This window comes from Pseudomonas sp. CNPSo 3701 (assembly GCF_028674975.1).
Classification (GTDB): Bacteria; Pseudomonadota; Gammaproteobacteria; order Pseudomonadales; family Pseudomonadaceae; genus Aquipseudomonas; species Aquipseudomonas straminea.
In genome coordinates this window covers 743033-766310 of sequence record NZ_JAQZSI010000004.1, presented here as the reverse complement: position 1 = coordinate 766310, position 23278 = coordinate 743033, and the positions used below count along the sequence as shown (strand labels likewise).

Below are 23278 nucleotides of genomic sequence, written 5' to 3'. Positions count from 1 at the left end.
CGCCGAGGAGCATTGAGTGCAGAACACAGCAACCATCGGTGCGGTGCAAGCGGCGGGGCGCTTCATCGGCTATGCCCGCGCCAGCCTTGAAGAACGGGAGGCGCAAGCCCAGGTCCTCGCGCTGCACGCCGAAGGCTGCGCTGTGTTTTACGTAGAGCAAGGCCAGAACGCCTGGCGCAACCGGCCTGAGCTGGCGCGACTGCTGGGTGCCATCCAGCCCGGCGACACATTGATGGTCACTCGGCTCGACCGCCTGGCGCGCAGCACGCGGGACTTGCTGGAGATCGCCGAACACATTCACGCCACTGGCGCACAGCTCGCCAGCCTCGCCGAGCCCTGGGTCAGCGGCAATGCCGCGGTGCTGGCGGTGTTCGCCGGCATCGTCGCCTTCGAGCGCTCACTGATCGTCGAGCGCACCAGCCTCGGCCGCGAAGCCGCCAAGGCGCGCGGTGTGCAATTCGGCGCCAAACCCTGCCTGGCCGAGGAGCAGATATGCCTCGCCAACCAGATGATCGAGCAGGGCAGCTCGGTCAGCGAGGCCGCCAGCAAACTTGGCGTGCACCGCTCGACGCTCTACCGGGCGCTAGGGCGGGTAAAGCAGCCGGCGTGCTGAGCGCATATTCACTAGCAGCGTCAAAGCTTTCGGAGGCGTTAATAACGCACCGGTCTGGCCGTTTGGTTTTACCGGCAGAGCAGGGCAGTGCTGCCTTGCATCGCCCGGCGATCAGGCGTTCTCTTTACCCGAGCGGATAAACGAATAACGGTCGATATCGGTCCGCAGCTGCCAGCCCTGGCTTTGCCAGTAATCGGCCGCTGCCTGGTTGGTCTTGAACACGTCCAGATGGCACTTGTGAATACCGACCGTCTCCATACTCGCCAGGCAACGGTCCACCAGCGCATTGGCGATACCTTGGCGCCGATAATCGGGGAGCACCAGCAGATGTTGCAGATACCCGCGCCGCCCGTCATGCCCGCTCATCACGCAACCGCACACCACACCGTCGGCCTCCGCCACGAAGCTCATGCCAGGGTTGCGCCGCAGATACCGCGCGGTCGCTTCAAGCGAGTCGGCATCGCGGAGCGAGATTCCGGGTGTGGAGCGCATCAGGACGATGACGGCGTCGTAATCGTTGAGGGTCATTGCGCGAATGTTGAACATTGGGGCCTCGGTTCGGCGTGTTTGAGGGGGCGGGCAGCCACTGAGAAGTCGTAGGGCTAGTTTGGGCGAGTGTCTACCTTATTACGGAGCCCCTTTTACTACTGGCTGCTTTCGGCGGCGGGTTCAATTGGTCAACGCAACCTAATATCCCATTACCGACCAATCACCTTCCCGACAACCCAAAACCCAACCATACTCAGCAGGCCGCGCCACCACTCCTCATTCCACCTTCACGTAAACCAGTCTGCGGTCCACGAGCCGTAGCCGTTGGGAGATCCATTTGCTGACCGTTCCGATGGATCTCACCGCCGATGACCGCCTGTCTCATGTGCTCAGTGCCAGCGAGCGGCTGGCGATGGCGGCTTCGCTGGACGAGGTGGTTGCCATCCTGCGTGATACCGCGCGGGCCACGGTGGGCGCCGAGGGCATTGCGGTGATCATCGAGCAGCAGGGGCGCTGCGCCTATGTCGCCGAGGATGCGGCTTCACCACTTTGGCAGGGCCAGGAATTCGCGAGCGATGCGTGCGTTTCCGGTTGGTCGATGCTTAACCGTGAGACGGTGGCGATCCGCGATGTGCGCGACGATCCGCGCGTTCCGCAAACGGCCTATACGACAACCTTTGTGCGCAGTCTGGTGATGGTGCCCATCGGCCGGCCTGCACCTGTCGCGGCACTTGGCGCTTACTGGGGTGATGTGCGTGACCATCATCCCGATACCATCGCGCGGTTGGAAAGCCTGGCACGGCTGGCGACCATCGCCATCGAAAACGCGCGCCTGACCCAAGCACGCAATCGCGAGACGGCCATCGGCGCTGCGCAGCACCGCATTCTGGAGCTGGCAGTCGCGGAAACGGCGCTCAGTGACACGCTCGACGGCGTCGTCCACGAAGTGGACGCGTTGTCCGTATCGGGTTTTCTGGGCGGCATCCTGCTGCTCAACGAGGGTGGCGAGCACCTGGAGCATTGCGCGGGGCCGAGCCTTCCCCGCGCCTACAAAGAGGCCGCCAAAGGCATCGCCATTGCCCCGAGCACCATCACCGCCGCGGCTGATATCGGTGGCGACCCTGATTGGGCCGCCTTGCGTGAGCTGGCCGGCAGGCATGGGCTGCACATCTGCTGTTCGATCCCGATCCGCTCGGCACAGGCTGCGCTGCTCGGGGCCTTCGTGCTCTATCACCCCAAGTGCCGCGAGCCGCTGGCGGCTGATACCGAGATCATCGACTTCGTGGTGCACACCGTGGGGCTGCTCGTGCATCGCACCCGCGCGGATTCGGCGATTCGTATCAGCGAGGCACGTTTGCGCCTGGCCGTCGACCATGCCGATGTGGGTTTCTGGGATGTGGATTTCGTGGACAACACGCTGGTCTGGCCGGTGCAGACCAAGACGATGTTCGGCATCTCGCCTCATGTGGATGTCACCCTGCAGGACTTCTATGACGGCTTGCACCCCGATGATCGTGAAGCGACGATTGCCGCCTTCACCGCTGCAGCCGACCCCGACCGACGCGCACTTTATGAGGTCGACTACCGCACCATTGGCCGCGAAGATGGCATCGTGCGTTGGGTTGCGGCCAAGGGGCGGGGCGTGTTCGACGCCGCGGGCAAGTGTTTGCGAGTGACCGGCACCGCCATCGACATTACCGCCCGCAAGGTGGCCGAGGAGGAGCTGCGCGAGCTTAACGACACCTTGGAAAAGCGCGTCACCGCGGCCATCGCCGAGCGTGAGGAAGTCCAGAAAGCGCTGCGCCAGAGCCAGAAGATGGAGGCCATGGGTCAGCTCACCGGCGGCGTCGCCCATGACTTCAATAACCTGCTAACACCTATCGTCGGCACGCTGGACATGCTTCAGCGCCGCGGTGTGGGCGGCGAGCGCGAGCAGCGGCTGATCTCTGGCGCCATGCAGTCCGCCGAGCGTGCCACAACGCTGGTGCAGCGGCTGCTGGCCTTTGCGCGTCGGCAACCGCTACAGACTGTGCCGGTCGATGTGGCCAAGCTGGTCAGCGATATGGGCGACCTGCTGGCCAGCACCACCGGGCCGCAGATCCGGGTGATCGTCGACGCGCCGGACAATCTGCCTGCGGCCATCGCCGATCAGAACCAGCTGGAGATGGCGCTGCTCAATCTTTCGGTGAACGCCCGCGACGCCATGCTCGAGGGCGGCACCATCCGTATCTCGGTGAGCCTGGCGACTGTCGACGACGGCCACCGCTGCAAACTGCCGGCGGGCCAATACCTGTGCCTGTGCGTCGCCGATACCGGCACGGGTATGGAGGCGGCAACCCTGGCCCGCGCGGTGGAGCCGTTCTTTTCCACCAAGGGCGTGGGCAAGGGCACCGGCCTGGGTCTTTCCATGGTGCATGGGCTGGCCTCGCAATTGAATGGCGCGCTGACCATCCAGAGCGCGCCCGGGCTCGGCACCAGTGTGGAACTGTGGCTGCCGCGCAGCCTCGCCGAGCCAGCCGGCGCGCTGCGCCTGGTCGAGGTCGTCGAACCGGGACTGACCCGCGGCACTGCGCTGCTGGTCGATGACGAGGAACTGGTGCGCACCAGCACCTCGTACATGCTGGCCGAGCTGGGATATCGGGTGATCGAGGCCGGCTGCGGCGAGGAAGCCATGCAGCGGGTGGCCAGTGGCGAGCCTTTCGACCTGTTGGTTACCGACCACCTGATGCCCGGCATCAACGGCACCGACCTGGCCCGGCTGGTGCGCGCCTCGCGCCCTGGCATCGACATCCTGCTGGTGTCCGGCTACGCCGAACGCGAAGGTCTCGACCCGGAACTGCCGCGGCTCACCAAACCGTTTCGCAAGAGCGAGCTGGCGGCGAGCCTGGCTCGGCTGCGCGGCGAGTCATGGGAGGAGGTGCCCGAGGCGCAAGCCGTGGCGCCCTGAGCCAGCGGCTCGCACTGCCACGTGACGGCAGGGGCGTATCACTGCCAGTCAGACCGGCCTGTCCCGTTCTTCCTGCCTTTGGGCTGATGGTGCCGTCAAACGAATGATCTGCCTGGCGAAGAATGCCCCGGTGAGGATCACACCGAACAATCTCAGCGTTTGCATGGCCAGGACCAGGCCCGCGTCGGAATGGGTTTCCACTGCGATGATCGCCATTGCATCCAACCCGCCGGGACTGGTCGCCAGGTACATCGACAGGAAGTCCGTTCCGGTCAGCGCAGCGAGCAGCCCGGCGAGCCCGGCGCAGAGCATGATCAGCATCAGGGCGCCGATGATCATCGATGGCAGGCGCCGCCAGACGTAGCGCAGGGTTTCGCGATCGAAGCGCAAGCCGATGTAGCAGCCGATGGCTCCATAGCCGAACGCCAGCAGCTCGCTGGGCAGGGTGATGGTCAGAAGGCCGGCCAGCTGCAGTGCGGCGCCGAGCAGCAGGGGCACCAGCAGCGCCCCGGCGGGCAGAAACGCACCGGCTGCAACGCCGGCCAGGATCACGCCGATACCCAGCGCCAAGTTCCCATGGCTCGCCACTGCTGCGCTGGCGATGGCATGGCTCACCCCGGTCGTCGCGCCCAGCAGGTGGCTGACCAGTGCGCCTACCATCACCACGCACACCACTCGTACGTATTGCATGGTGGCCACCAGACGCGAGTCGGCGCCGTAATCCTCGGCCATGGCAACCATCGCCGATGCCGCACCGGGCGCAGTTCCCCAGGCGGCGGTATGGCCGGGGATGCCGCCGAACCGCACGGTACCCAGGCCCACCAGTGCACTCAGGCAGACCGTCAGCACCGTCGCCAGCAGCATGATGTGCCAGGAGGTCGCCAGCGACATCAGCACCGACCAGGTCATGGTATGGGCGACCAGCAGCCCAACGCAGCCCTGGCCGAACCGGAAGACGTTCTTGTGCAGGCGCAGCCCCGCACCGCATACGCCGAACACGATGGCCACCAGCATCGGCCCCAGAAATAGGCCCGCCGGCACCTCAACGGCATGCAGCGCTTGCCCGGCAACTGCGGCGCAGAGGCTCAGGGCAAGCCAGCGCAGTGCCTGGCCGGACGATGTGAGAGGGGGATTGGGTGCTGACATGGGCATCCTGTAAATCACGCGCGTGAGCGCTTTAATGCAAATTATCGACAGGCCAATTCATCACGTCTATTTTCTAATTTTTCTTCAACGATAACTTTTGTGAATGAATTATGGATCTGCGTGACCTCGGCTATTTCGAAACCATCGCCGAAATTGGCCATCTGGGCCGGGCTGCCGACAAGCTCAATCGTAGCCAGCCGGCCCTGACCAAGAGCATCCAGCGGCTCGAGGAGTCATTGGGTGCGCGGCTGTTCCAACGTGAGGGGCGGGGCATCAAGCTGACCGAGGTGGGCGAGCTGCTGCTGATCAGAAGCAAACAACTGCAGATGAGCGTTTCCGAGACCCAGCGCGAGGTGCGGGACCTCGCCAACGGCCTGATCGGCAACGTGCGCCTGGGGTGCGCAGCCAGCATGGCCGAGTACCTGCTGCCGCAGTTGGCGGCTTCGTTGCTGGAGCGCGCTCCCGAGGTGCGGCTCAGCCTGTCGATCGCCCAGGACGACGTGTTGAAAAGCTCGCTGAAATCCGGGCAATTGGATGCAATCATCAGCCCATTGCATGCCGAGGATCCGCAGTTCGTCACCTACCCGATCCTGCAGGATGAAGCGGTGGTGGTGGCCAGCGTCGATCATCCGATTTTCGCCGCGCCCTACGGCCTTGCCGATCTGACCCGCTACCGCTGGATATTGCCGTCGCCAGCGGTTTCGTCTCGCCGCTGGGTGGATAACGTATTCGCCGCGCACAAGTTGGCTGCGCCCGCAGTGCAGATCGAGACCAACACCATCTCCATGCTTCCCAGGCTGATCGCCCGCACCAACCTGCTGAGCTTTCTGGCCAGGGAGACGCTGCAGTTCAGCCAGGGCATGAACCGGCTACGGGAAGTGCAGTTGCCGGAAACCACCATGCAGCGAACCGTAGCGGTGACGGTCCGGGCAGAGGGCTATCTGCCGTCGGCGGCGGCTACCCTGGTCTCGATGCTGCGTGAAAATGGCCGTCAGTTCTTCAGTGGCGACTGAGCGACGGTCGAATAGGCAAGCGCTGTTACCAAGGTCTTTTGGCAGCCGCTATCCGCTGCGCGAAAAAGAGTTTCAGCTGATGCTTGACGAGGTAGAACGATCGTTCTACCTTTGAGCCATGAACAAGACGACGACCGATACCCGCGAAAAGATCCTGGCCACCGCCGAGCAGCTTATCTATCAGAACGGCATCCATGCCACCGGCATGGACCTTCTGGTGAGAACCTCAGGCGTCGCCCGGAAAAGTATTTACCGCTACTTCGTAACCAAGGACGAAGTGGCCGAAGCTGCGCTGAAAGCCCGCGATATCCGCTGGATGTACTGGTTCAGAACCGAGTGCGACAAGGCGGATACACCCCAGGCGCGCATCCTGAGCATGTTCACCGTGCTCAAGGGCTGGTTCGAATCCGAGGGTTTCTGCGGTTGTGCGTTCATCAACACGGCAGGGGAGGTGGGCGACCCCGATGACCCCATCCGCCAGCTCGCCAAGCTGCACAAACAGAAGTTGCTGGATTACACGCTCGAGTTGACCGAGCAACTGGATATCGAGCAGCCGCAGGCGTTGGCCAGGCAGTTGCTGGTATTGATCGAGGGCGCAATCACCATGGCACGTGTGATGGGTGATTACAGCGCCGCAGACAGCGCAAGGGACGTTGCGCAGCTGTTGTTAATACAGGCCTCGCCCTGACGGCCTGAGCTTCAAAGACGCTACCCCGACCGATCTATCCACGTTGCCTGGAGGCACTACCATGTCCGATGCCCAAACTCGCCCGCCACTTCCTCCGTTCACCCGCGAAACCGCGATCGAGAAAGTGCGACTCGCCGAAGATGGCTGGAACAGCCGCGATGCGGAAAAGGTTTCGCTCGCGTACACGCTGGACACCAAATGGCGTAACCGCGCCGAGTTCGCCACCAACCGCGAAGAAGCCAAGGGCTTTCTCACCCGTAAATGGAAGAAGGAGCTGGATTATCGTCTGATCAAGGAGTTGTGGGCCTTCACCGACAACCGCATCGCCGTACGCTACGCCTACGAATGGCACGACGATTCGGGTAACTGGTTCCGCTCCTACGGCAACGAAAACTGGGAGTTCGAGGCCGATGGCCTGATGCACCGCCGTTTCGCCTGCATCAACGACATGCCCATCAAGGAAAGCGAGCGCAAGTTCCACTGGCCGCTCGGCCGCCGCCCGGACGATCACCCAGGCCTGACCGAGCTGGGCCTGTAAGCGCGGGCTTTTTCATGGCTGCGAGTTGCATGGCTGCAACCCGATTCGCGGCGAGCATGTCCGGATCAGCCTTGACTGATCGCGCAGCCGTTGCCGGCAGGTCTTTGAGGGTGGCTGACAATTGGTATCGCGCGGTCGATGCTCCATACTTCGCCATCTCTTGGAGGATGGAGTTGATCATGCGAAAGCCTGGGGCTGGTACCCGAGCTGCTCAGGCAGACCGCACGCGCACGGCCATTCTCAAAGCGGCGGTCAAGGTGTTCAGTCGCCAGGGCTATGCCGGTGCGCGAACCGAGCAGATCGCCAGCCAGGCGCAGTGCAACGAGCGGATGATCTATTACTACTTCGGCAGCAAGGACGAGCTGTTCGTCAGCGTGCTGGAGCATATCTACGCCCAGTTCAACCGCGCCGAGGCGCGCCAGCGCTTCGATCTGACGCAGCCCCGGCAGGCGATCCACGATCTGGTCGCCTTCACCTGGAATTACTACCTCAAGCATCCCGAGTTCATCACCATCCTGGGAACCGAAAACCTGCTGCAAGGCGTCCATGCCCGCAAGTCGAGCAACCTGCGGGCGTTATCCGGGACGGCCGTGGGGATGCTCGAACCGATCGTCAGGGCGGGGCAGGAACAGGGGCTGTTTCGTGAGGACATCGACATCCGCCACGTGTATCTGATGATCGCCTCGCTCTGCTACTTCTATAACTCGAACCTGCACACCCTGAGCTGCTTTCTCGACGACGCGCTGGCGTCGCCGAGTGAAAAGCACAACTGGCTGGGCTTCATTTCCGACCTGGTGCTGCGCGGGCTGGCGCGAGGGGGCGAGGGCGCCTAAGTCGCTTTTCAGTGGCTGCCCGGATTGGCGCGCACATGGGCGACCCTCTCCGGCAGGTTCTTCCAGACCGGTTGCTCGCCGGCGAAACGCTGGCGCAGGTAGCCGGCCAGATCCGCCACCTGGCTGTCGCTGAGGCTGTCCTTGAAGGCCGGCATGTAGCCCAGATCAGGCGTGGCAGGCTTGTCGATGCCATGCAGAATCACGTTCAGCAGGTTGTCCGGGAAGGCACTATGCACGTTGCTGTTGACCGCCATCGACGGGCTGACGCCGAACAGCTGGGGCCCGTTGCCGTCACTGTGACAGGCCTGGCAGGCACCCTCGAAGATCCGCTGGCCACGGTTGAGGGAAAGGGTGTCGACGCCGCTGGCAGCCACTTTCGTGGTAGCTGGGGCCGTGCCGGCATCCAGTGACACCAGGTAGTGAGCGATGGCGTCCACATCGCCTTTGGGCAGCATTGCCAGCTCGCTGACCACCGGCCCCATGGGCCCGGCGGCCACGCCATGCTGGCTGGAGAAGCCGCTGCTCAGGTACTCGCTCAGCTCGGCCTCGGTCCAGGGCACGCCACTGCTGCTCAGGGCATTCAGGGCTGGCGCCTCCCAGCCGTCGACCACGCCGCCGGCCAGGAAGGCTTTGCCGGTTTTTTCCGCCCCCAGCAGGTTGCGCGGCGAGTGGCAGGCGGCGCAGTGGCCCAGGCCGTTGACCAGATAGGCGCCACGGTTCCACTGCTCGGAGCGGCTGGTGTCGGCCTGGTACTCGCCGCGGCCGAGAAACAGCGTGTTCCAGCCGGCCATCAGCGGGCGGATGTTGAACGGGAAGCTCATCTGGTTGGCGGGAGCGGACTGCTTCACCGGCGCCTGCGACATCAGGTAGGCATAGAGCGCCTGCATGTCGGGGTCGCTGATGTTGCGAAAGGCCGTATAGGGGAACGCCGGGTAGAGGTGACGACCGTCGCGGCTGATACCTTCGCGCATGGCACGCTCGAAGGCGCCGAACGACCAAGTGCCGATACCGGTTTCCCGGTCCGGGGTGATGTTGGTGCTGTACAGGGTGCCGAACGGCGTATCCATGGCCAGACCGCCGGCGTTGGTCGCGCCATCCGCTGCCGTGTGGCAAACGGCGCAATCGCCAGCGGCGGCCAGCAAGCGGCCACGCTCCAGCGTCGCGGCGGACCAGGTGCCTGACGCCGCGGGCGCCACCGGGGCGATTTCGGCGCGCCAGGGCATGGCGGTGGCGAACAGCCCCAGTGCGGTACCGAACACGCCGGCCAGGCCGCCGAGCCACCATTTGCTGCGCTTCTTGCCGGTTGCCGTGGCGGATGCGTCCTCACTCGGTGAGTGGCCATTGAGAGCCGCTCTTACCCGTTCGGCGGTGATCGGCAGTTCGCGAAAGCGCAGGCCGGTGGCGTCATAGATCGCGTTGGCGATGGCGGCGGCGCTGGGCACCGAGGCCGACTCGCCACTGCCCATGGGTGGTTCGCTCTGGCGCGGCATCATCATCACATCGATGGCAGGCACCTCCGGGAAGGTGAGGATCGGATAGGTGCCCCATTCGCTGCTGGCGACCTTGGACTCCTCGAACTGCACCTGCTCCTTGAGCACCCGGCTGGTGGATTGCACCACGTTGCCGTGGATCTGATGGCGCACGCCGTCGGGGTTGATCATCATGCCGGCGTCGTGGCCGATCACCACGCGGGTCACCGCCACCTCGCCGGTGCGCTTGTCCACCGCCACGTCGGCGACCCAGGCCGCCCACGCCGCGCCGAAGCCGGGAAACTTGCTGTGGATGTAGCGTGCGTAGGCGAAGCCGCGACCGCGCAACACGTCACCCTCGGGCGGGGTCTGCTGCGGCTGGGTGTGCGGTTGCCAGTCGGCGCGCTTGGCGGTGGCTTCGATCAGGTCGCGGGCTCTGGGATCTTCCAGGTGCTGCAGGCGGTACTGAACGGGGTCAATGCCGGCGGCAAAGGCCAGCTCGTCGATATACGACTCATGGGCGAAGCTGTTGGGCAGCGCCGAGACGCCACGCATCCACGAGGCGCGCACCAGCGGCGCCATGTCGTTGATGGTCACGCGCATGTGTTCGTAGTCGTAAGGCGGTATCGAAGTGCGGTCGCCCATTTCGAACATCATCGGCAGCGGCTCGACTCGGCCGGTCAGCAGCAGGGCCAGGGTGGGCGCACCGTTGGACGGGTAGCTGGTCTGGAAGTCGTAGGCGCTGATGCTGCCATCGGCGTTCAGGCCGCCGTCCACTTCCATCAACTGCGCGGTGCCCTTGGGCTCCCACACATGTTCCTGTTCGCGGGTCAGCTGCACCCGCACCGGCTTGCCTACGGCACGCGACAGCAGCAGCGCGTCGGCGCACACGTCGTCGGCGCAGTTGCGGCCGTAGCAGCCCGAGGCCTCCATGCGGATGATCTCGATATGACGCTCGTCGCATTCCAGCAGCCAGGCCAGGTCGGCGCGCAGCAGGTGCGGGTTCTGCGTGCCGGACCAGACCCGCGAATGTTGTTCGCTGTAGTCGGCCACGGCGCAGGACGGACCGATGGAGGCGTGCAGCTGGTAGGGCCACAGGTAGCTGCGGGTCAGGCGCTGGTCGGCATCCTTCAGGGCCTGCTCGACGTCGCCCTTGTCCAGCACGGTACGGGCGATGCGCGGGTTGTCGCGAATGGCCTGGGCAACGTTACGCAGGTCGGGCAATTGCTGCTGCCAGGGTTTCCACTCGATGCGCAGTTGCTGGGCGGCGCGGATGGCTTGCTCCTCGCGCTCGGCGACCACGCCGACGAAGTCGCGGATCACCACCACGGCAACGATGCCGGGAAGCTCGGCGATGGAGCTTTCATCCACCGAGAGCAGGCTGTTGCCGACGAAGTCGCCGCTGTCGTAACCGGCGTAGGGCGGGCGGATGACGCGACCGTGGAGCATGCCGGGCAGGCGCATGTCATGCACGTAGGTGAGTTCGCCGGTGGCCTTGGCCGGGATATCCACCCGCGCCGCGCCCTGACCGACCAGGCGGTATTCGCTGGCAGGCTTGAGCGGTGCGTCACCGCTGATCTGCAGGCGAACATGCCCGCCGGTGACCAACTCACCGAAAGCCAGCTGGCGGCCATCGGGGTGGGTGAACACGCCGTCCTCGAGGGTCAGCTGTTCACCTGGGGTCTGCCAGCGCTCGCTGGCCTGCTGACGTAGATGACGGTGGGCTTCGGCGGCGGCGTTGCGCAAGGGTACGGCACTGATCTGGATGGTCGCGCTGGCGATGGTGGCGCCCTGGTTGGGCGCACGCTCGGTATCGCCCAGCACCATCTCGACCTGGTCCAGCGGCAGATACAGCTCTTCGGCGACGATCTGCGCCAGGGAGGTACGAATACCGGTACCCAGGTCCACGTGCCCATTGAAGGCGTACACCTTGCCGGCCCCGGTTATGGCCAGGAACAGGCCCAGCTCCCTGGGCTTGAGCGTGGCGCTCTGGCCCTTGGGCATGGGCCCGGAAGGCGGCTGGATGGTGTCGACGACCAGCAATACGTCGGGCTGGGCCAGCCATTGCTCGAGGGTCAGCTGCATGGGGTGTCTCCGTGCGGGGCGGCCGGGCGGCCGGCGGCGCGCAGGGCGGCGCGCATGATTTCGACGTGGGTGCCGCAGCGGCACAGGTTGGCCGACAGCTCGCGGCGCAGTTGTTCGTCGCTGGGGTTGGGGTCGCGCAGCAGCAGGGCCTTGATGGTCATGATCATGCCGTTGAGGCAGTAGCCGCATTGCGCTGCCTGTTCGGTGATGAAGGCTTGCTGCACCGGATCAGGGCATTGCCGACTGCCGAGGCCTTCCAGCGTGGTCACGCTGCGGCCTACGGTGCCGCCGACCGGAAATACGCACGAGCGGGTGGCACGGCCATCGACGATTACCGTGCAGGCGCCACATTCGCCAAGGCCGCAGCCGTACTTGGGGCCATTGAGGGCCAGGTCGTTACGCAGGATGTAGAGCAACGGCGTCTGCGGCTCAGCGTCGAGCTGTACCGTCTGTCCGTTCACCTGCAGGGTCAGGGTCTTTTCCATGGGCCACCTTTTCTGGCCGATTTCCAGCGTTACCGCAGTACCCAGGAAATAGGCGTTTTGTTCGTTAAGTGCTTACTTCATGAAAAACGCTTTTTGCTAGGCAAGGAATGGGCCAGGCGAGTGGGTTGGATAAATTGGGAAGGGCACAGCTCTGTTGGTCGCAGCCTTGGGAGATTGGTGCGCAGTGGCTACAAGATAGGTTGGCAGGCCCGCTTTATGGGAGTACGCCATGCCCATAAATCGCGGGTACGGGCAGGGTGTGCCCGCCCGCTCCCACGGGAAGATGGTGGTCGAACGCCTGCGGTTTGCTCGAGGGGAACAGCCGGCTGATTACTCGCCGCTGTCGTTCATCTTGCGCAGCAGGTAGAGGATGGCGATGCGTTCGCCCGGGTTGAGGCTGCCCATGGTCAGCTCGCTGATCTGCTGGGCGCAGGGAATCATGTCGGCGAGCAGTGCGCTGCCGGCGGCGGTGAGCTCGACTATTACCTTGCGTTTGTCGCTGGGGTCCGGCGACAGGGCGACCAGGTCGCGGGCCTTGAGGCGCTCGACGATGCCGCGGATGGTGGCCTGGTCCACCGCCGTGGCCTTGATCAGCTCGGCTTGGGAGCTGGGGCCATGGTCGCGCAGGGCGCACAGGGTGACGAACTGGATGGAGGTGAGTTGGGCGTCGCAGGCGTTCTGCTGAAAGATCGCGGTATGGCGCTGGTAAGCCTTGCGCAGCAAGTGGCCGATCTGTTCGGTGACCTGATAGGTGTTGGCGGACGAATCGTCGATCGACATGGGGTGATTTCGCTTTCAGGCGCAGGGCGCCGAGTATAACCGCGCAAGCCGGCGAGGTGTGCGCCTAGCCGGCTTGCGGGCATGGAGGATCGGCAGCTGGCGCTGCCGTGGGATGTTGTCAGCTGGCCCTGGATTCCGGCGGGTAAACCACGTCGCCGGCCAGTACCACGGCCTGGTCATCGAGGTAGATGTCGCAGCCACGCAGCGGAATATCCAGGTGGCACGGCGTCTTGCGCGTGCCGCCGACTTCGGTGTTCGGCCCGGTGGAGAACAGGAAGTTGCCGTAGAAGGCACGGGCGTCCATGCACATGCCGTCGTTGCGGTCGTGCAGGCCCATGGCCGTCCACTGGGCGCGCGGCTGCAGGCCCCAGCCGATGTGGGAAATGCCGTAGACCTCGGGGTCCTTGAAGTACTTCAGGTAGTCACGCAGGTACTCGGCCTCGAAACCGCCGTGGATGCCGGTGATGAAGCCCTTGTCGATCTCCAGGGTGATGCGCTCGCGGCAGTAGTTCTTGAACGGCAGCACGATGTCGCCGACATCCAGCACCAGGGTGCCCTGGGCGGTTTCCTCGTTGGGCCAGCTGAACAGGAAGCCGCTGGGCCAGTGGTCCCAGCGCCCCGGCTCGTCGGCGAAACCGTATTCGGTCACTGCCGGGTACTGCCCCAGCTCGGCGTGGAAGTCGCTGCCCGCCGCCGAGCGCACGTGCAGGCTGCGCGCCTGCTTGAGCAGTGCCTCGCTGGCCAGCACACGGCGCTTGTCGTCCTCGGTCGGCAGCATGCGCGCCAGTACTTCGGGTGGCTCCACGGCCAGCAGGATGCGCGTGCCGGTCTTGAGAATCTGCTCCTGCTCGGGCGAGTGCAGCAGCATCATGGTGTCGACCACCAGGTCGGCGGCTTCCAGCGCGCGCTGCGCCGCCAGATTGCCGGTCAGGGCGGTATCGCCGCAGTAGGCCGTCATGTCATTGCCCATCGCCCGCGGGTGATTGAAGGAGGGCAGCTCGACGGCATACACCTTGGCTTTCAGGCGTTGTGCGGCGTCCATTGCCGCACGCACGGTGCGCGGGTTCGAATAATGGCTCTTGAGAATGGCCACGCTCTGGGTCTCGTCGACCCGCGAGAGGGTCAGCACCTGTTCGAACATCTGGGTCAGTTCACTATCGCTTACCGGCATGGCAGGTCTCCTGGTCGCTCTGCTTTGGCTGTGCACCACGGTGAGCCGTGCTGCTGGATATTGGTGCATTTTTATAGAGTGTTCACTCTATCTGTTTAAATAAAACCTCATGCCAGGCCGATTGGCAATCTTTCTGTTTTGGCGTTACCAATCTGCACAAATACCGTTTTATGTGGCTTATAAGTGTTTTTAGATCTTTTTAAGACTCTCCGGATATTTTTCCAGAAAGCCTCTTCACTTTCTAAAAATATAGTGCATACACTGTAATTGTCTTGCGGGCATCGTCCCGCTTCGTAGCCAAGAAGAGGAGAAATGCCCATGGGCGCTCAGCAGAAAATCGCCATCGTCGGTGCCGGCCTCGGCGGGGCCGCCGCCGCCACCTTGCTGCAGCAGGCTGGCTTCGAGGTGACCGTTTACGAGCAGTCGCCGGAGTTCTCGCGTCTGGGGGCCGGTATCCATGTCGGCCCGAACGTGATGAAGATCTTTCGGCGCATGGGGCTGGAGCAGCCGCTGGAGCAGATGGGCTCGCACCCGGACTTCTGGCACAGCCGCGATGGCATCAGCGGCGACTACCTGTCGCGCATCCCTCTGGGTGAGTTCGCACGGCGCGAGTACGGCGCAGCCTACGTCACCGTGCACCGCGGCGACATGCACGATTTGCAGATCAACAGCATCGCGCCGGGCTCGGTGCAATTCGGCAAGAAGCTGGAGACCATCGTCGACGAGGGCGACCAGGTGCGCCTGACCTTCACCGACGGCAGCCAGGCCACGGCGGATATCGTGATCGGCGCCGACGGCATTCACTCGAAGATCCGCGAAGAGTTGCTGGGCGCCGAAGCGCCGATCTACAGCGGCTGGGTCGCGCACCGGGCGTTGATCCGTGGCGAGAATCTGGTACGTCATGCCGATGTGTTCGAGCCCTGCGTGAAGTGGTGGACCGATGACCGCCACATGATGGTCTATCACACCACCGCCAAGCGTGATGAGTACTACTTCGTCACCGGCGTGCCCCACGAAGCCTGGGACTTCCAGGGCAATTACGTGGACAGCAGCCAGGAGGAAATGCTGGCAGCGTTCGAGGGTTATCACCCCACGGTGCAGAAGCTGATTCGCTGCACCGAAGACATCACCAAGTGGCCGCTGCGCAATCGCAACCCCCTGCCGCTGTGGAGCCGTGGCCGGCTGGTACTGTTGGGCGATGCCTGCCACCCGATGAAACCGCACATGGCCCAGGGCGCCGGCATGGCTATCGAAGATGCCGCCATGCTCACCCGCTGCCTGCAGGAAACCGGGCTGACCGACTACCGCACCGCGTTCGAACTCTACGAGGCCAACCGCAAGGAGCGCGCGTCGCGCGTGCAGGCGGTGTCCAACGCCAACACCTTCCTGCGCACCCAGGAAGACCCAGCCTGGGTCTACGGCTATGACGTCTATGCCCATCCGCTGAAGAGCGGGGTAGCGGCATGAGCACGCTGATCGGCGGCGGCAACGTACAGGCCAACGGCATCCGCCAGCACTACCTGCGCTATGGCGGCAAGGGGCCGGTGCTGTTGCTGGTGCCGGGCATCACCAGCCCGGCGATCACCTGGGGCTTCGTCGGCGAAGTGCTGGGCCGCCAGTTCGACACCTACATCCTCGATGTGCGGGGCCGTGGCTTGTCCTCCAGCGGGCCGCAGCTGGCGTATGACACCGACACCTGCGCCGCGGACATCATCGCCTTCGCGGCCGCCCTTGGTTTCGAGCGTTACAGCCTGCTCGGCCACTCGATGGGCGCGCGCTTCGCCATTCGCGTCGCAGCGATGGGCGCCGACGGCCTGGAGCGCCTGGTGCTGATCGACCCACCGGTGTCCGGGCCAGGGCGCCGCGACTATCCGAGCAAGCTGCCCTGGTACGTCGACTCCATTCGCCAGGCGGAGCAGGGCATGGACGGCGAGGCGATGAAAGCCTTCTGCCCGAGCTGGACGCCCGAGCAACTGCAGCTGCGCGCCGAATGGCTGCACACCTGCTACGAGCCGGCCATCGTGCAGGCCTTCGAGGAGTTTCACAGTGTGGATATCCACCAGCACCTGCCCGCCATGCAGCAGCCAGCGCTGCTGATGGTGGCCGGGCGCGGCGGGGTGATCGAGGCGGTCGACGAGGCCGAGCTGCGCGAACTCAAGCCGGACCTGCAGATCGTGCGCGTCAGCGATGCCGGCCACATGATTCCCTGGGACGACCTGGGCGGTTTCTTCGCCGCCTTCGGCGATTTCCTCGGGCAACCCATTCACCACGAGGTGCTGCCATGAACACGCTCTACCGCATCGGCCAGATCGTGCCGAGCTCCAACACCACCATGGAAACCGAAATTCCGGCGATGCTCACCGCGCGCCAGGCCATCCGCCCGGAGCGCTTCACCTTTCACTCGGCGCGCATGCGCATGAAGCAGGTGAAGAAGGAAGAGCTGGCGGCCATGGATGCCGAGTCCGATCGCTGCGCGCTGGAGCTGTCCGACGCCAAGGTCGACGTGCTCGGCTATGCCTGCCTGGTGGCGATCATGGCCATGGGCCTGGGCTACCATCGCCAGTCCGAAAAACGCCTGCGCCAGGTGACCGCCGATAACGACGCCAACTCGCCGGTGATTACCAGTGCCGGTGCCCTGGTCGAGGCGCTCAAGGTGATGAAGGCCAAGCGCATCGCCATCGTCGCGCCTTACATGAAGCCGCTCACCGAGCTGGTGGTCGATTACATCCGCGAAGAAGGCTTCGAGGTGGTCGACTGGCGGGCCCTGGAAATCCCCGACAACCTGCAGGTGGCGCGCCACGACCCGGCCAACCTGCCGGGCATCGTCGCCGGCATGAACCTGGAAGGCGTCGATGTGGTGGTGCTGTCGGCGTGCGTGCAGATGCAGTCGCTGCCGGCGGTGGCCAAGGTCGAGGCGCTGACCGGCAAGCCGGTGGTCACGGCAGCCATCGCCACCACCTATTGCATGCTCAAGGCGCTGGACCTGGAACCGATCGTGCCGGGCGCCGGCGCGCTGTTGTCAGGCGCCTACTGAGGAGAAACCATGAGCACGCAGAGCCTTAGCGACAATTATCAGGGCGTTTGGGGGCAGCGTATCGGCTTCGGCGCGCGACCGGCCCTGTTGATGATCGACTTCATGCAGGGCTACACCACGCCCGGCGCACCGCTGTATGCGCCGGGCGTGGTCAGCGCCGTGGAGCAGTCGGTGGCGTTGCTGGATGCGGCGCGCCGGCTGGGCGTCCTGCTGGTGCACAGCAACATCCGCTACCACGCCGCCGATTGTGCCGACGGCGGTATGTGGGTGCGCAAGGCGCCGGTGATGAAAGGCATGGTCGAGGGCAACCCGCTGGCCGAGTTCTGCGCAGCGGTCGCGCCGCTGCCGGGGGAGCAGGTGGTGACCAAGCAGTACGCCAGCGTGTTCTTCGCTACCAGCCTGGCTGCACAGTTGCATGCCCAGGGTGTCGATACCCTGATCCTGGCGGGCTGTTCGACCAGCGGCTGCATTCGGGCGAGCGCCGTGGACGGCGTGCAGCATGGCTTTCGCACCATCGTCGTGCGCGAGTGCGTCGGCGATCGCCACCAGGCGCCCCACGAGGCCAACCTGTTCGACATCGACAGCAAGTACGGCGATGTCGTCAGCCTGGAGGAAACACTCGGCTATCTGCAGCGGCTCGCCCGCTGATTCACCATAAGGAGCTGGCGGTACGCTGCCTGTTCCATTGATCGCCCCACCGAGGGCGGTCGCCATGCATGCATGGCACTGACGCTGCCTTGGGAAGTCGCCGTTGCGACGCTCAACGCGTCGACGACTGCTGGCTTCAACAAAAATCACAAGTCACCGCCAGGAGACACGCAATGCCTTACGTACCCGCTACCAGCACCGCCATGGGCAGTGCTGCCGACAGCTCGAACGAGCTGTACCGCAAAGTGACCTGGAAGCTCATTCCGTTCCTGTGCTTCTGCTACCTCGCCGCTTATCTGGACCGCATCAACGTCGGCTTCGCCAAGCTGCAGATGCTCAGCGACCTGCAATTCAGCGAGGCGGCCTATGGCCTCGGCGCCGGATTGTTCTTCGTCGGCTACATCCTCTTCGAGGTGCCCAGCAATCTGGTGCTGGAGAAGGTCGGCGCCAAGGTGTGGATCGCCCGCATCATGATCACCTGGGGCCTGCTGTCAGCCTGCACCATGTTCGTCACCACCACCACCGAGTTCTACATCATCCGCTTCCTGCTCGGCGCGGCGGAGGCCGGCTTCCTGCCGGGCGTGCTGTATTACCTGACCACCTGGTACCCGACCTACCGACGCGGGCGCATCATCGCCTTGTTCATGATCGGTTTGCCGCTGTCCAGCGTGATCGGCGGGCCGATTTCCGGCTGGATCATGAACCACTTCGATCAGGTCAACGGCCTGCGTGGCTGGCAGTGGCTGTTCCTGCTCGAGGCGATTCCCAGCGTGCTGCTCGGCATCCTCACCTTCTGGGCATTGCCCAATCACTTCAACCAGGCGAAGTGGCTCAGTGCCGAGGAAAAGGCGCAGCTGGCCACTGACCTGGCAGCCGACGATGCCGAAGGCAAGGACAGCAAGCACAGCTTTCGCGACGGCTTCTTCAACCTCAAGGTGTGGATGCTGGGCGGCATCGACTTTTCCATCCTGCTCAGCGCTTACGCCATGGGCTTCTGGATGCCGACCTTCATCCGCAACACCGGGGTGACCGACACCTTTCACATCGGCCTGCTGACCGCCATCCCCAGCCTGGCGGCGCTGGCCGGCATGCTGCTGATCGGCGCCAGCTCGGATCGCCATCGCGAGCGCCGCTGGCACATCATCGTACCCTTCATCGTCGGTGCCGCCGCCATGGCCAGCAGCACGCTGTTCAGCCATAACCTGGTGATGACCGTGACGCTGTTCGCCATCGCTTCGGCGGCCATCATCGGCGCCGTGCCGGTGTTCTTCAGCCTGCCGGCGACCTTCCTCAAGGGCACGGCTGCGGCGACCGGCTTCGCCCTGGCCTGCTCGGTGGCCAACATCGCCGGCCTGGTGAGCAACTCGCTGATGGGCCTGGTCACCGACCTGACCGGTACCAGTCATGCCGCGCTTTGGTTCTTCGCTGGCTGCCTGATTCTCAGCTGCCTGCTGGTGATCGCCCTGCCAGCCAAGCTGGTCAACCGCTAGCCGGACATTTCTCCTGGCGCTGCCGGTGGGTGTGAAGCCTCACACCCACCGGCTTTTACACCTCTGATTTTTCTTTTGCCCCGTTTGTATGTCGGTCTGCGTTGGTGCAATACCAGCGCGCTAGGCACTGCGACGATATCGACGGGATTCAATTGTGCGTAAACCATCGATAGCTCCTAGGCTTAGGGCGACTGCGGCAAATCAAACCCTCACGAAGCCACTACTACTAATGGATGAGTGCTAAATTGAATGGCAGGTAATAGCATAGTGCTATCTCGTCCCGTAGACCGCGCTTGATGCGGAGCGTGCACCATGGGTAGCAAATCGAAGGTCACTATCCGCTCGTGGATATGGAGCCTTTTCGTTCAAACGGCGTTGATACCGCTCATCCTGGTCGAAACGCTGTTGATTGCGGCTTATCTGCACACCAATGCGTCTATTCGCGACGCGCAGATTGCCAACTTGCGGTCGGTGGCGCTTGAGAATCTTGAGGCAACTTCGGCTCAAGAAGCGCAGATTCTGCAAAACGAACTCAGCCATATTGCCAAGCTGGCAGATACCTATGTGTCTCTCGCGCAAGACGCGCTGCGCTCTACTCAAGCATTACCTCCCGCCAAACTGAGCGAAAATGCTAGTGGCGTTCGTTACAGCCAGCACGATGATGGAGGCTCTGCCTCGTTCTACTCCAATGCCACACCGCTGGCGAAGCAGGATCTGCACAAGGTGGCCCGCTTGTCACTGCTGGATCCGTTCATGCGTGAAACTGTTCGTAACAACGACCTGTTGTCGAGCATCTACTTCAATAGCTGGGATAACTACAGCCGCAGTTACCCGTGGATCGATGCGCTGCATCAATTCCAGCCAGGTACCGTGATTCCTTCCTTCAATTTCTATTACCTGGCGACCGATGCGCACAATCCTCAGCGGCAAACCACCTGGACGGATGTTTACCTCGATCCGGCCGGGCAGGGCTGGATATTGTCGGCAATCGCCCCGGTGTTCCTGCGCGATTTTCTTGAAGGCGTGGTGGGGTTGGACATCACGGTCGATAAGCTACTCGAACACCTCAATAGCCTGGATATGCCTTGGGGCGGCTATACCCTGATCGTTGATAAGCACATGGGAGTCATTGCGCTCTCCGAGGACGGCAAGACCGATCTCGGCTTGCCGGGCGCCAGGACAGACAACTCACCGCCGGATGAGCCTTCGTTTATTCCCGATGCCTTCAACTTGCTCGCACGAGCCGATACCCGCCCGTTGGCCGAGGCAATGGCCGGCCGTGAAAGTGGTGTGCTGTCCATCTCGCTAAGTGGCCACGAGCACCTGGCGGCATGGGCCACGATCAAGGCGACCAATTGGCAGCTTCTGACCGTTGTCGAGCAACAACAGGTTTTCCAGCAAACCAACACCCTGGCCAGTCAGTACCGAACCATCGGGTATCTGCTGATCGCCGGCCTGGTAGCGTTCTATCTGGTGTTTTTCGCCATGATGTGGGGGCGAATCCGCATCCTCAGTGACAGGCTGAATACGCCGATCCTCGGCATCGATTCGATGCTCCAGGACATTGGTGCCGGCAAATGGCGTCCGCCGCGCCCCGACACGAATATCGTCGAGCTTCAGGGCATCATCGACAATGTGCTGGTCATGGGCGAAAAACTCGAATGCAGCTCGTCTCGCCTGGCCAGTGCCAACCAAGAGGCCGAGCAGGGCAATCTGGCGAAGTCGCGCTTCATTTCCAGCATGAGCCATGAGTTGCGAACCCCGCTCAATGCGATACAGGGTTTCGCGCAGTTGATCCGAATGAAGGGCGGCACCCGATCAGAAAGCGGCCAGGATTATCTGGAAGAGATACTCCTCGCCAGTCGCCACCTGAACCAGGTGTTGGGTGACATTCTCGATTGGTCGACGGCAGAAGGCGAACAGCTTCGTCTCGATATGCGCAAGGTCGACGCCACTGCGTTGATGCATGAGTGCGCTGAACTCGTGGCACTCGATACGACCGCCAATGGCCTGAGTCAGCAACTGGACCTGCCAGCTGAAGCACTCTATGTGAGGGCCGATGTGCGGCGCTTGCGTCAGGTGCTTCTCAACCTGTTATCCAACGCCATCAAGTACACCACTCAGGGCTCAGTCAGCCTAGGTTGCTGTCTGCGCGATAGTGTCGTGCGGATGACGGTCAGCGATACCGGCCCAGGCATTGCGCCGCAGCACTATGAACGGTTGTTCGAGCCGTTCCAGCGGCTCGGTCAGGAGAAAACCTCGATACCAGGCACGGGCATTGGTTTGTCCATTTGCAGAGACTATGCGCGATTGATGGGCGGTGAGCTTGGCTTCCAAAGCCAAGTCGGTGTTGGCAGTCAATTCTGGATCGAACTGCCTCTCTATATCGAAAGCGCGCCGGAGCGAGCCAGGGCAATACGTGTCTATCTCGGTGATCAGGATCGGACCAACATTGAGGCGGTACGCAGCGCACTGCAGGGCATAGCGCTCGAGCAGTTTGATCGGGGACAGGATCTGCTCGAGGCACTGCTGCGCGAGCGTGCGGATCTGGTGCTTATCAGTGGCGATCTTGGTGGCTTGAGCGCAGCCGAGTTGCTGGGTGAGATCCGTCGAACGCCGCAGCTCTCAAGTGTGCCAATTGTTCTACTCTGCAGGGAGGATCAAGTCAGGCAAATGGTGGCGCTCGGCGCGAATGGGCTGTTGTCGGTACCTATCGATGGGCTGGAGCTCCAGCAGCTAGTCGATGCCCTTACCAACAAGGAGGTGGGCGGTGCTCTCTAAGAACTTCAGCCATTGTCGTGTCGTCATCGTCGACGACGTGGTTGCCAATGTACGTCTGCTGGAGTCGAGCCTCAAGGCGTTCGGCCTGCGCAACACCATCAGTTTTTCCGATTCTGCCGTCGCGCTTGATTGGCTGAAGGCGAATCCCTGGAATCTCCTGTTGCTGGATATCGACATGCCGGCGCCGAACGGCTTCGAGATTCTTCGCCAGCTGGCGGACCGGGACCGCAGTGCCAGCCCGATCATGATCATCACCGCACTGGGAGATGCCGAAAACCGCCGTGCCGGCCTGGAGCTGGGCGCCAACGATTACATCGGCAAGCCTGTTGATCTGCCTGAAATCATCCTGCGCGTGGGTAGCAACCTGGCGCTGAGCGAGGCGCGAACAGCCTTGTTGAATGCCAAGGCCGGGCTCGAAGACCGAGTGCGTGAACGCACGGCCCAGCTTGACCAGAGTTATGGCGCGGTAATCCGTACGCTTACCCGTGCCGCAGCCTATCGTGACAACGAGACGGGCAATCACATCAATCGGATCGGTGAAACCTCCGCCCTGGTTGCCAGTGTCATGGGAATGGATAAGGCCTGGGTCGAGCTGCTCCGCCAGGCCGCGCCCATGCATGACGTAGGCAAGATCGGCATACCCGACAGCATCTTGCTCAAGCCGGGCGCTCTTAACGAGCAGGAGCGACTGATCATGAATGAGCATCCGCTCATCGGTTTCTCGATACTCAATGATGACCACCCATCGGCGCTTACGCAGATGGCTGCGGAGATTGCGCTCAATCATCACGAAAAATGGGACGGCAGTGGCTACCCCAATCGGCTGCAGGGCGAGCAGATACCGCTGAGCGCTCGCATCGTTGCGCTCTGCGACGTCTATGACGCCTTGCGAATGGAGCGCCCCTACAAATCGGCGTGGCCGGTCGAGCAGGCGCTCGCTCATATCCATGAGCAGTCAGGCCTGCATTTCGACCCTGCTCTCGTCGTCATTCTGGAGGCCCTGATTCCCGATATCGAAGCGATTCGTCAGCGCCTTGGGGATCCGTAACGCGATACCGATTTACCAGC

The 23278-nt window shown here is 63.3% G+C and carries 19 protein-coding genes; 13 read left to right on the top strand and 6 right to left on the bottom strand.

The genetic code is table 11. The features are described 5' to 3' along the window. The first annotated feature begins 16 nt into the window (after positions 1–16). On the top strand, positions 17–613 hold the full coding sequence (locus PVA39_RS15870; protein ID WP_274124854.1) for a recombinase family protein: 597 nt from the start codon (positions 17–19) through the stop codon (positions 611–613). Positions 614–724: 111 nt separating this feature from the next. Here PVA39_RS15870 and PVA39_RS15865 read toward each other — a convergent pair whose 3' ends face one another. Further along, positions 725–1159, bottom strand: a complete 435-nt coding sequence (locus PVA39_RS15865; protein WP_274124853.1) for a GNAT family N-acetyltransferase — start codon at positions 1157–1159, stop codon at positions 725–727. Positions 1160–1439: 280 nt separating this feature from the next. Here PVA39_RS15865 and PVA39_RS15860 point away from each other — a divergent pair, with 280 nt between their 5' ends. Further along, on the top strand, positions 1440–4049 hold the full coding sequence (locus PVA39_RS15860) for an ATP-binding protein (RefSeq protein ID WP_274124852.1): 2610 nt from the start codon (positions 1440–1442) through the stop codon (positions 4047–4049). A 48-nt stretch (positions 4050–4097) separates the two neighbouring features. Here the strand turns inward: PVA39_RS15860 and PVA39_RS15855 are convergent, their stop codons facing one another. Continuing rightward, complete coding sequence (locus tag PVA39_RS15855) at positions 4098–5195, bottom strand: AbrB family transcriptional regulator (RefSeq protein ID WP_274124851.1); 1098 nt, start codon at positions 5193–5195, stop codon at positions 4098–4100. A 110-nt stretch (positions 5196–5305) separates the two neighbouring features. Between PVA39_RS15855 and PVA39_RS15850 the strand changes: the two genes are divergently transcribed. The 4 genes from PVA39_RS15850 (at position 5306) to PVA39_RS15835 (ending at position 8267) form a co-directional block, all read left to right on the top strand. Beyond that, positions 5306–6208 (top strand): LysR family transcriptional regulator, encoded by a 903-nt coding sequence (locus PVA39_RS15850; protein ID WP_274124850.1) that lies wholly within the window; start codon positions 5306–5308, stop codon positions 6206–6208. 118 nt (positions 6209–6326) lie between these two features. After that, positions 6327–6896 carry a TetR/AcrR family transcriptional regulator gene (locus tag PVA39_RS15845; protein ID WP_274124849.1) on the top strand — a complete coding sequence of 190 codons (570 nt, stop codon included), beginning with the start codon at positions 6327–6329 and terminating at the stop codon, positions 6894–6896. A gap of 61 nt (positions 6897–6957) precedes the next feature. Further along, entirely contained in the window at positions 6958–7434 is a 477-nt protein-coding gene (locus PVA39_RS15840) for a nuclear transport factor 2 family protein (RefSeq protein ID WP_013790358.1), read from the top strand. 179 nt (positions 7435–7613) lie between these two features. After that, positions 7614–8267, top strand: coding sequence for a TetR/AcrR family transcriptional regulator (locus PVA39_RS15835; protein ID WP_274124848.1), 654 nt, complete (start codon positions 7614–7616; stop codon positions 8265–8267). A gap of 8 nt (positions 8268–8275) precedes the next feature. Here the strand turns inward: PVA39_RS15835 and PVA39_RS15830 are convergent, their stop codons facing one another. From PVA39_RS15830 to PVA39_RS15815, 4 genes are all read right to left on the bottom strand, one after another. Beyond that, the gene (locus tag PVA39_RS15830; protein WP_274124847.1) at positions 8276–11821 is read right to left on the bottom strand and encodes a molybdopterin cofactor-binding domain-containing protein; all 3546 of its coding nucleotides are present in this window, start codon (positions 11819–11821) and stop codon (positions 8276–8278) included. Then, positions 11812–12306 carry a (2Fe-2S)-binding protein gene (locus tag PVA39_RS15825; protein ID WP_274124846.1) on the bottom strand — a complete coding sequence of 165 codons (495 nt, stop codon included), beginning with the start codon at positions 12304–12306 and terminating at the stop codon, positions 11812–11814. Before PVA39_RS15825 ends, PVA39_RS15830 begins: the two co-directional genes overlap by 10 nt. A gap of 330 nt (positions 12307–12636) precedes the next feature. Further along, a complete protein-coding gene (locus tag PVA39_RS15820) occupies positions 12637–13086 on the bottom strand; it encodes a MarR family winged helix-turn-helix transcriptional regulator (RefSeq protein WP_274124845.1) in 450 nt (149 codons plus the stop codon). A gap of 118 nt (positions 13087–13204) precedes the next feature. After that, on the bottom strand, positions 13205–14257 hold the full coding sequence (locus tag PVA39_RS15815; protein WP_274124844.1) for a 2,5-dihydroxypyridine 5,6-dioxygenase: 1053 nt from the start codon (positions 14255–14257) through the stop codon (positions 13205–13207). A gap of 318 nt (positions 14258–14575) precedes the next feature. On the opposite strand from PVA39_RS15815, the gene PVA39_RS15810 reads away from it, so the two are divergent. From PVA39_RS15810 to PVA39_RS15780, 7 genes are all read left to right on the top strand, one after another. Next, the gene (locus PVA39_RS15810; RefSeq protein ID WP_274124843.1) at positions 14576–15724 is read left to right on the top strand and encodes an FAD-dependent monooxygenase; all 1149 of its coding nucleotides are present in this window, start codon (positions 14576–14578) and stop codon (positions 15722–15724) included. Then, positions 15721–16542, top strand: a complete 822-nt coding sequence (locus PVA39_RS15805; protein WP_274124842.1) for an alpha/beta fold hydrolase — start codon at positions 15721–15723, stop codon at positions 16540–16542. Before PVA39_RS15810 ends, PVA39_RS15805 begins: the two co-directional genes overlap by 4 nt. Next, entirely contained in the window at positions 16539–17291 is a 753-nt protein-coding gene (locus PVA39_RS15800; protein ID WP_093505951.1) for a maleate cis-trans isomerase family protein, read from the top strand. The genes PVA39_RS15805 and PVA39_RS15800 overlap by 4 nt, the downstream gene beginning before the upstream one ends. A 9-nt stretch (positions 17292–17300) precedes the next feature. Further along, positions 17301–17939 carry an N-carbamoylsarcosine amidohydrolase gene (locus PVA39_RS15795; protein ID WP_274124841.1) on the top strand — a complete coding sequence of 213 codons (639 nt, stop codon included), beginning with the start codon at positions 17301–17303 and terminating at the stop codon, positions 17937–17939. Between the two features lie 173 nt (positions 17940–18112). Further along, a complete protein-coding gene (locus PVA39_RS15790) occupies positions 18113–19429 on the top strand; it encodes an MFS transporter (protein WP_375076403.1) in 1317 nt (438 codons plus the stop codon). Between the two features lie 312 nt (positions 19430–19741). Then, positions 19742–22210 (top strand): ATP-binding protein, encoded by a 2469-nt coding sequence (locus tag PVA39_RS15785; RefSeq protein ID WP_274124840.1) that lies wholly within the window; start codon positions 19742–19744, stop codon positions 22208–22210. Further along, positions 22200–23258 (top strand): HD domain-containing phosphohydrolase, encoded by a 1059-nt coding sequence (locus PVA39_RS15780; protein ID WP_274124839.1) that lies wholly within the window; start codon positions 22200–22202, stop codon positions 23256–23258. Before PVA39_RS15785 ends, PVA39_RS15780 begins: the two co-directional genes overlap by 11 nt. The last annotated feature ends 20 nt before the right edge of the window (positions 23259–23278 follow it).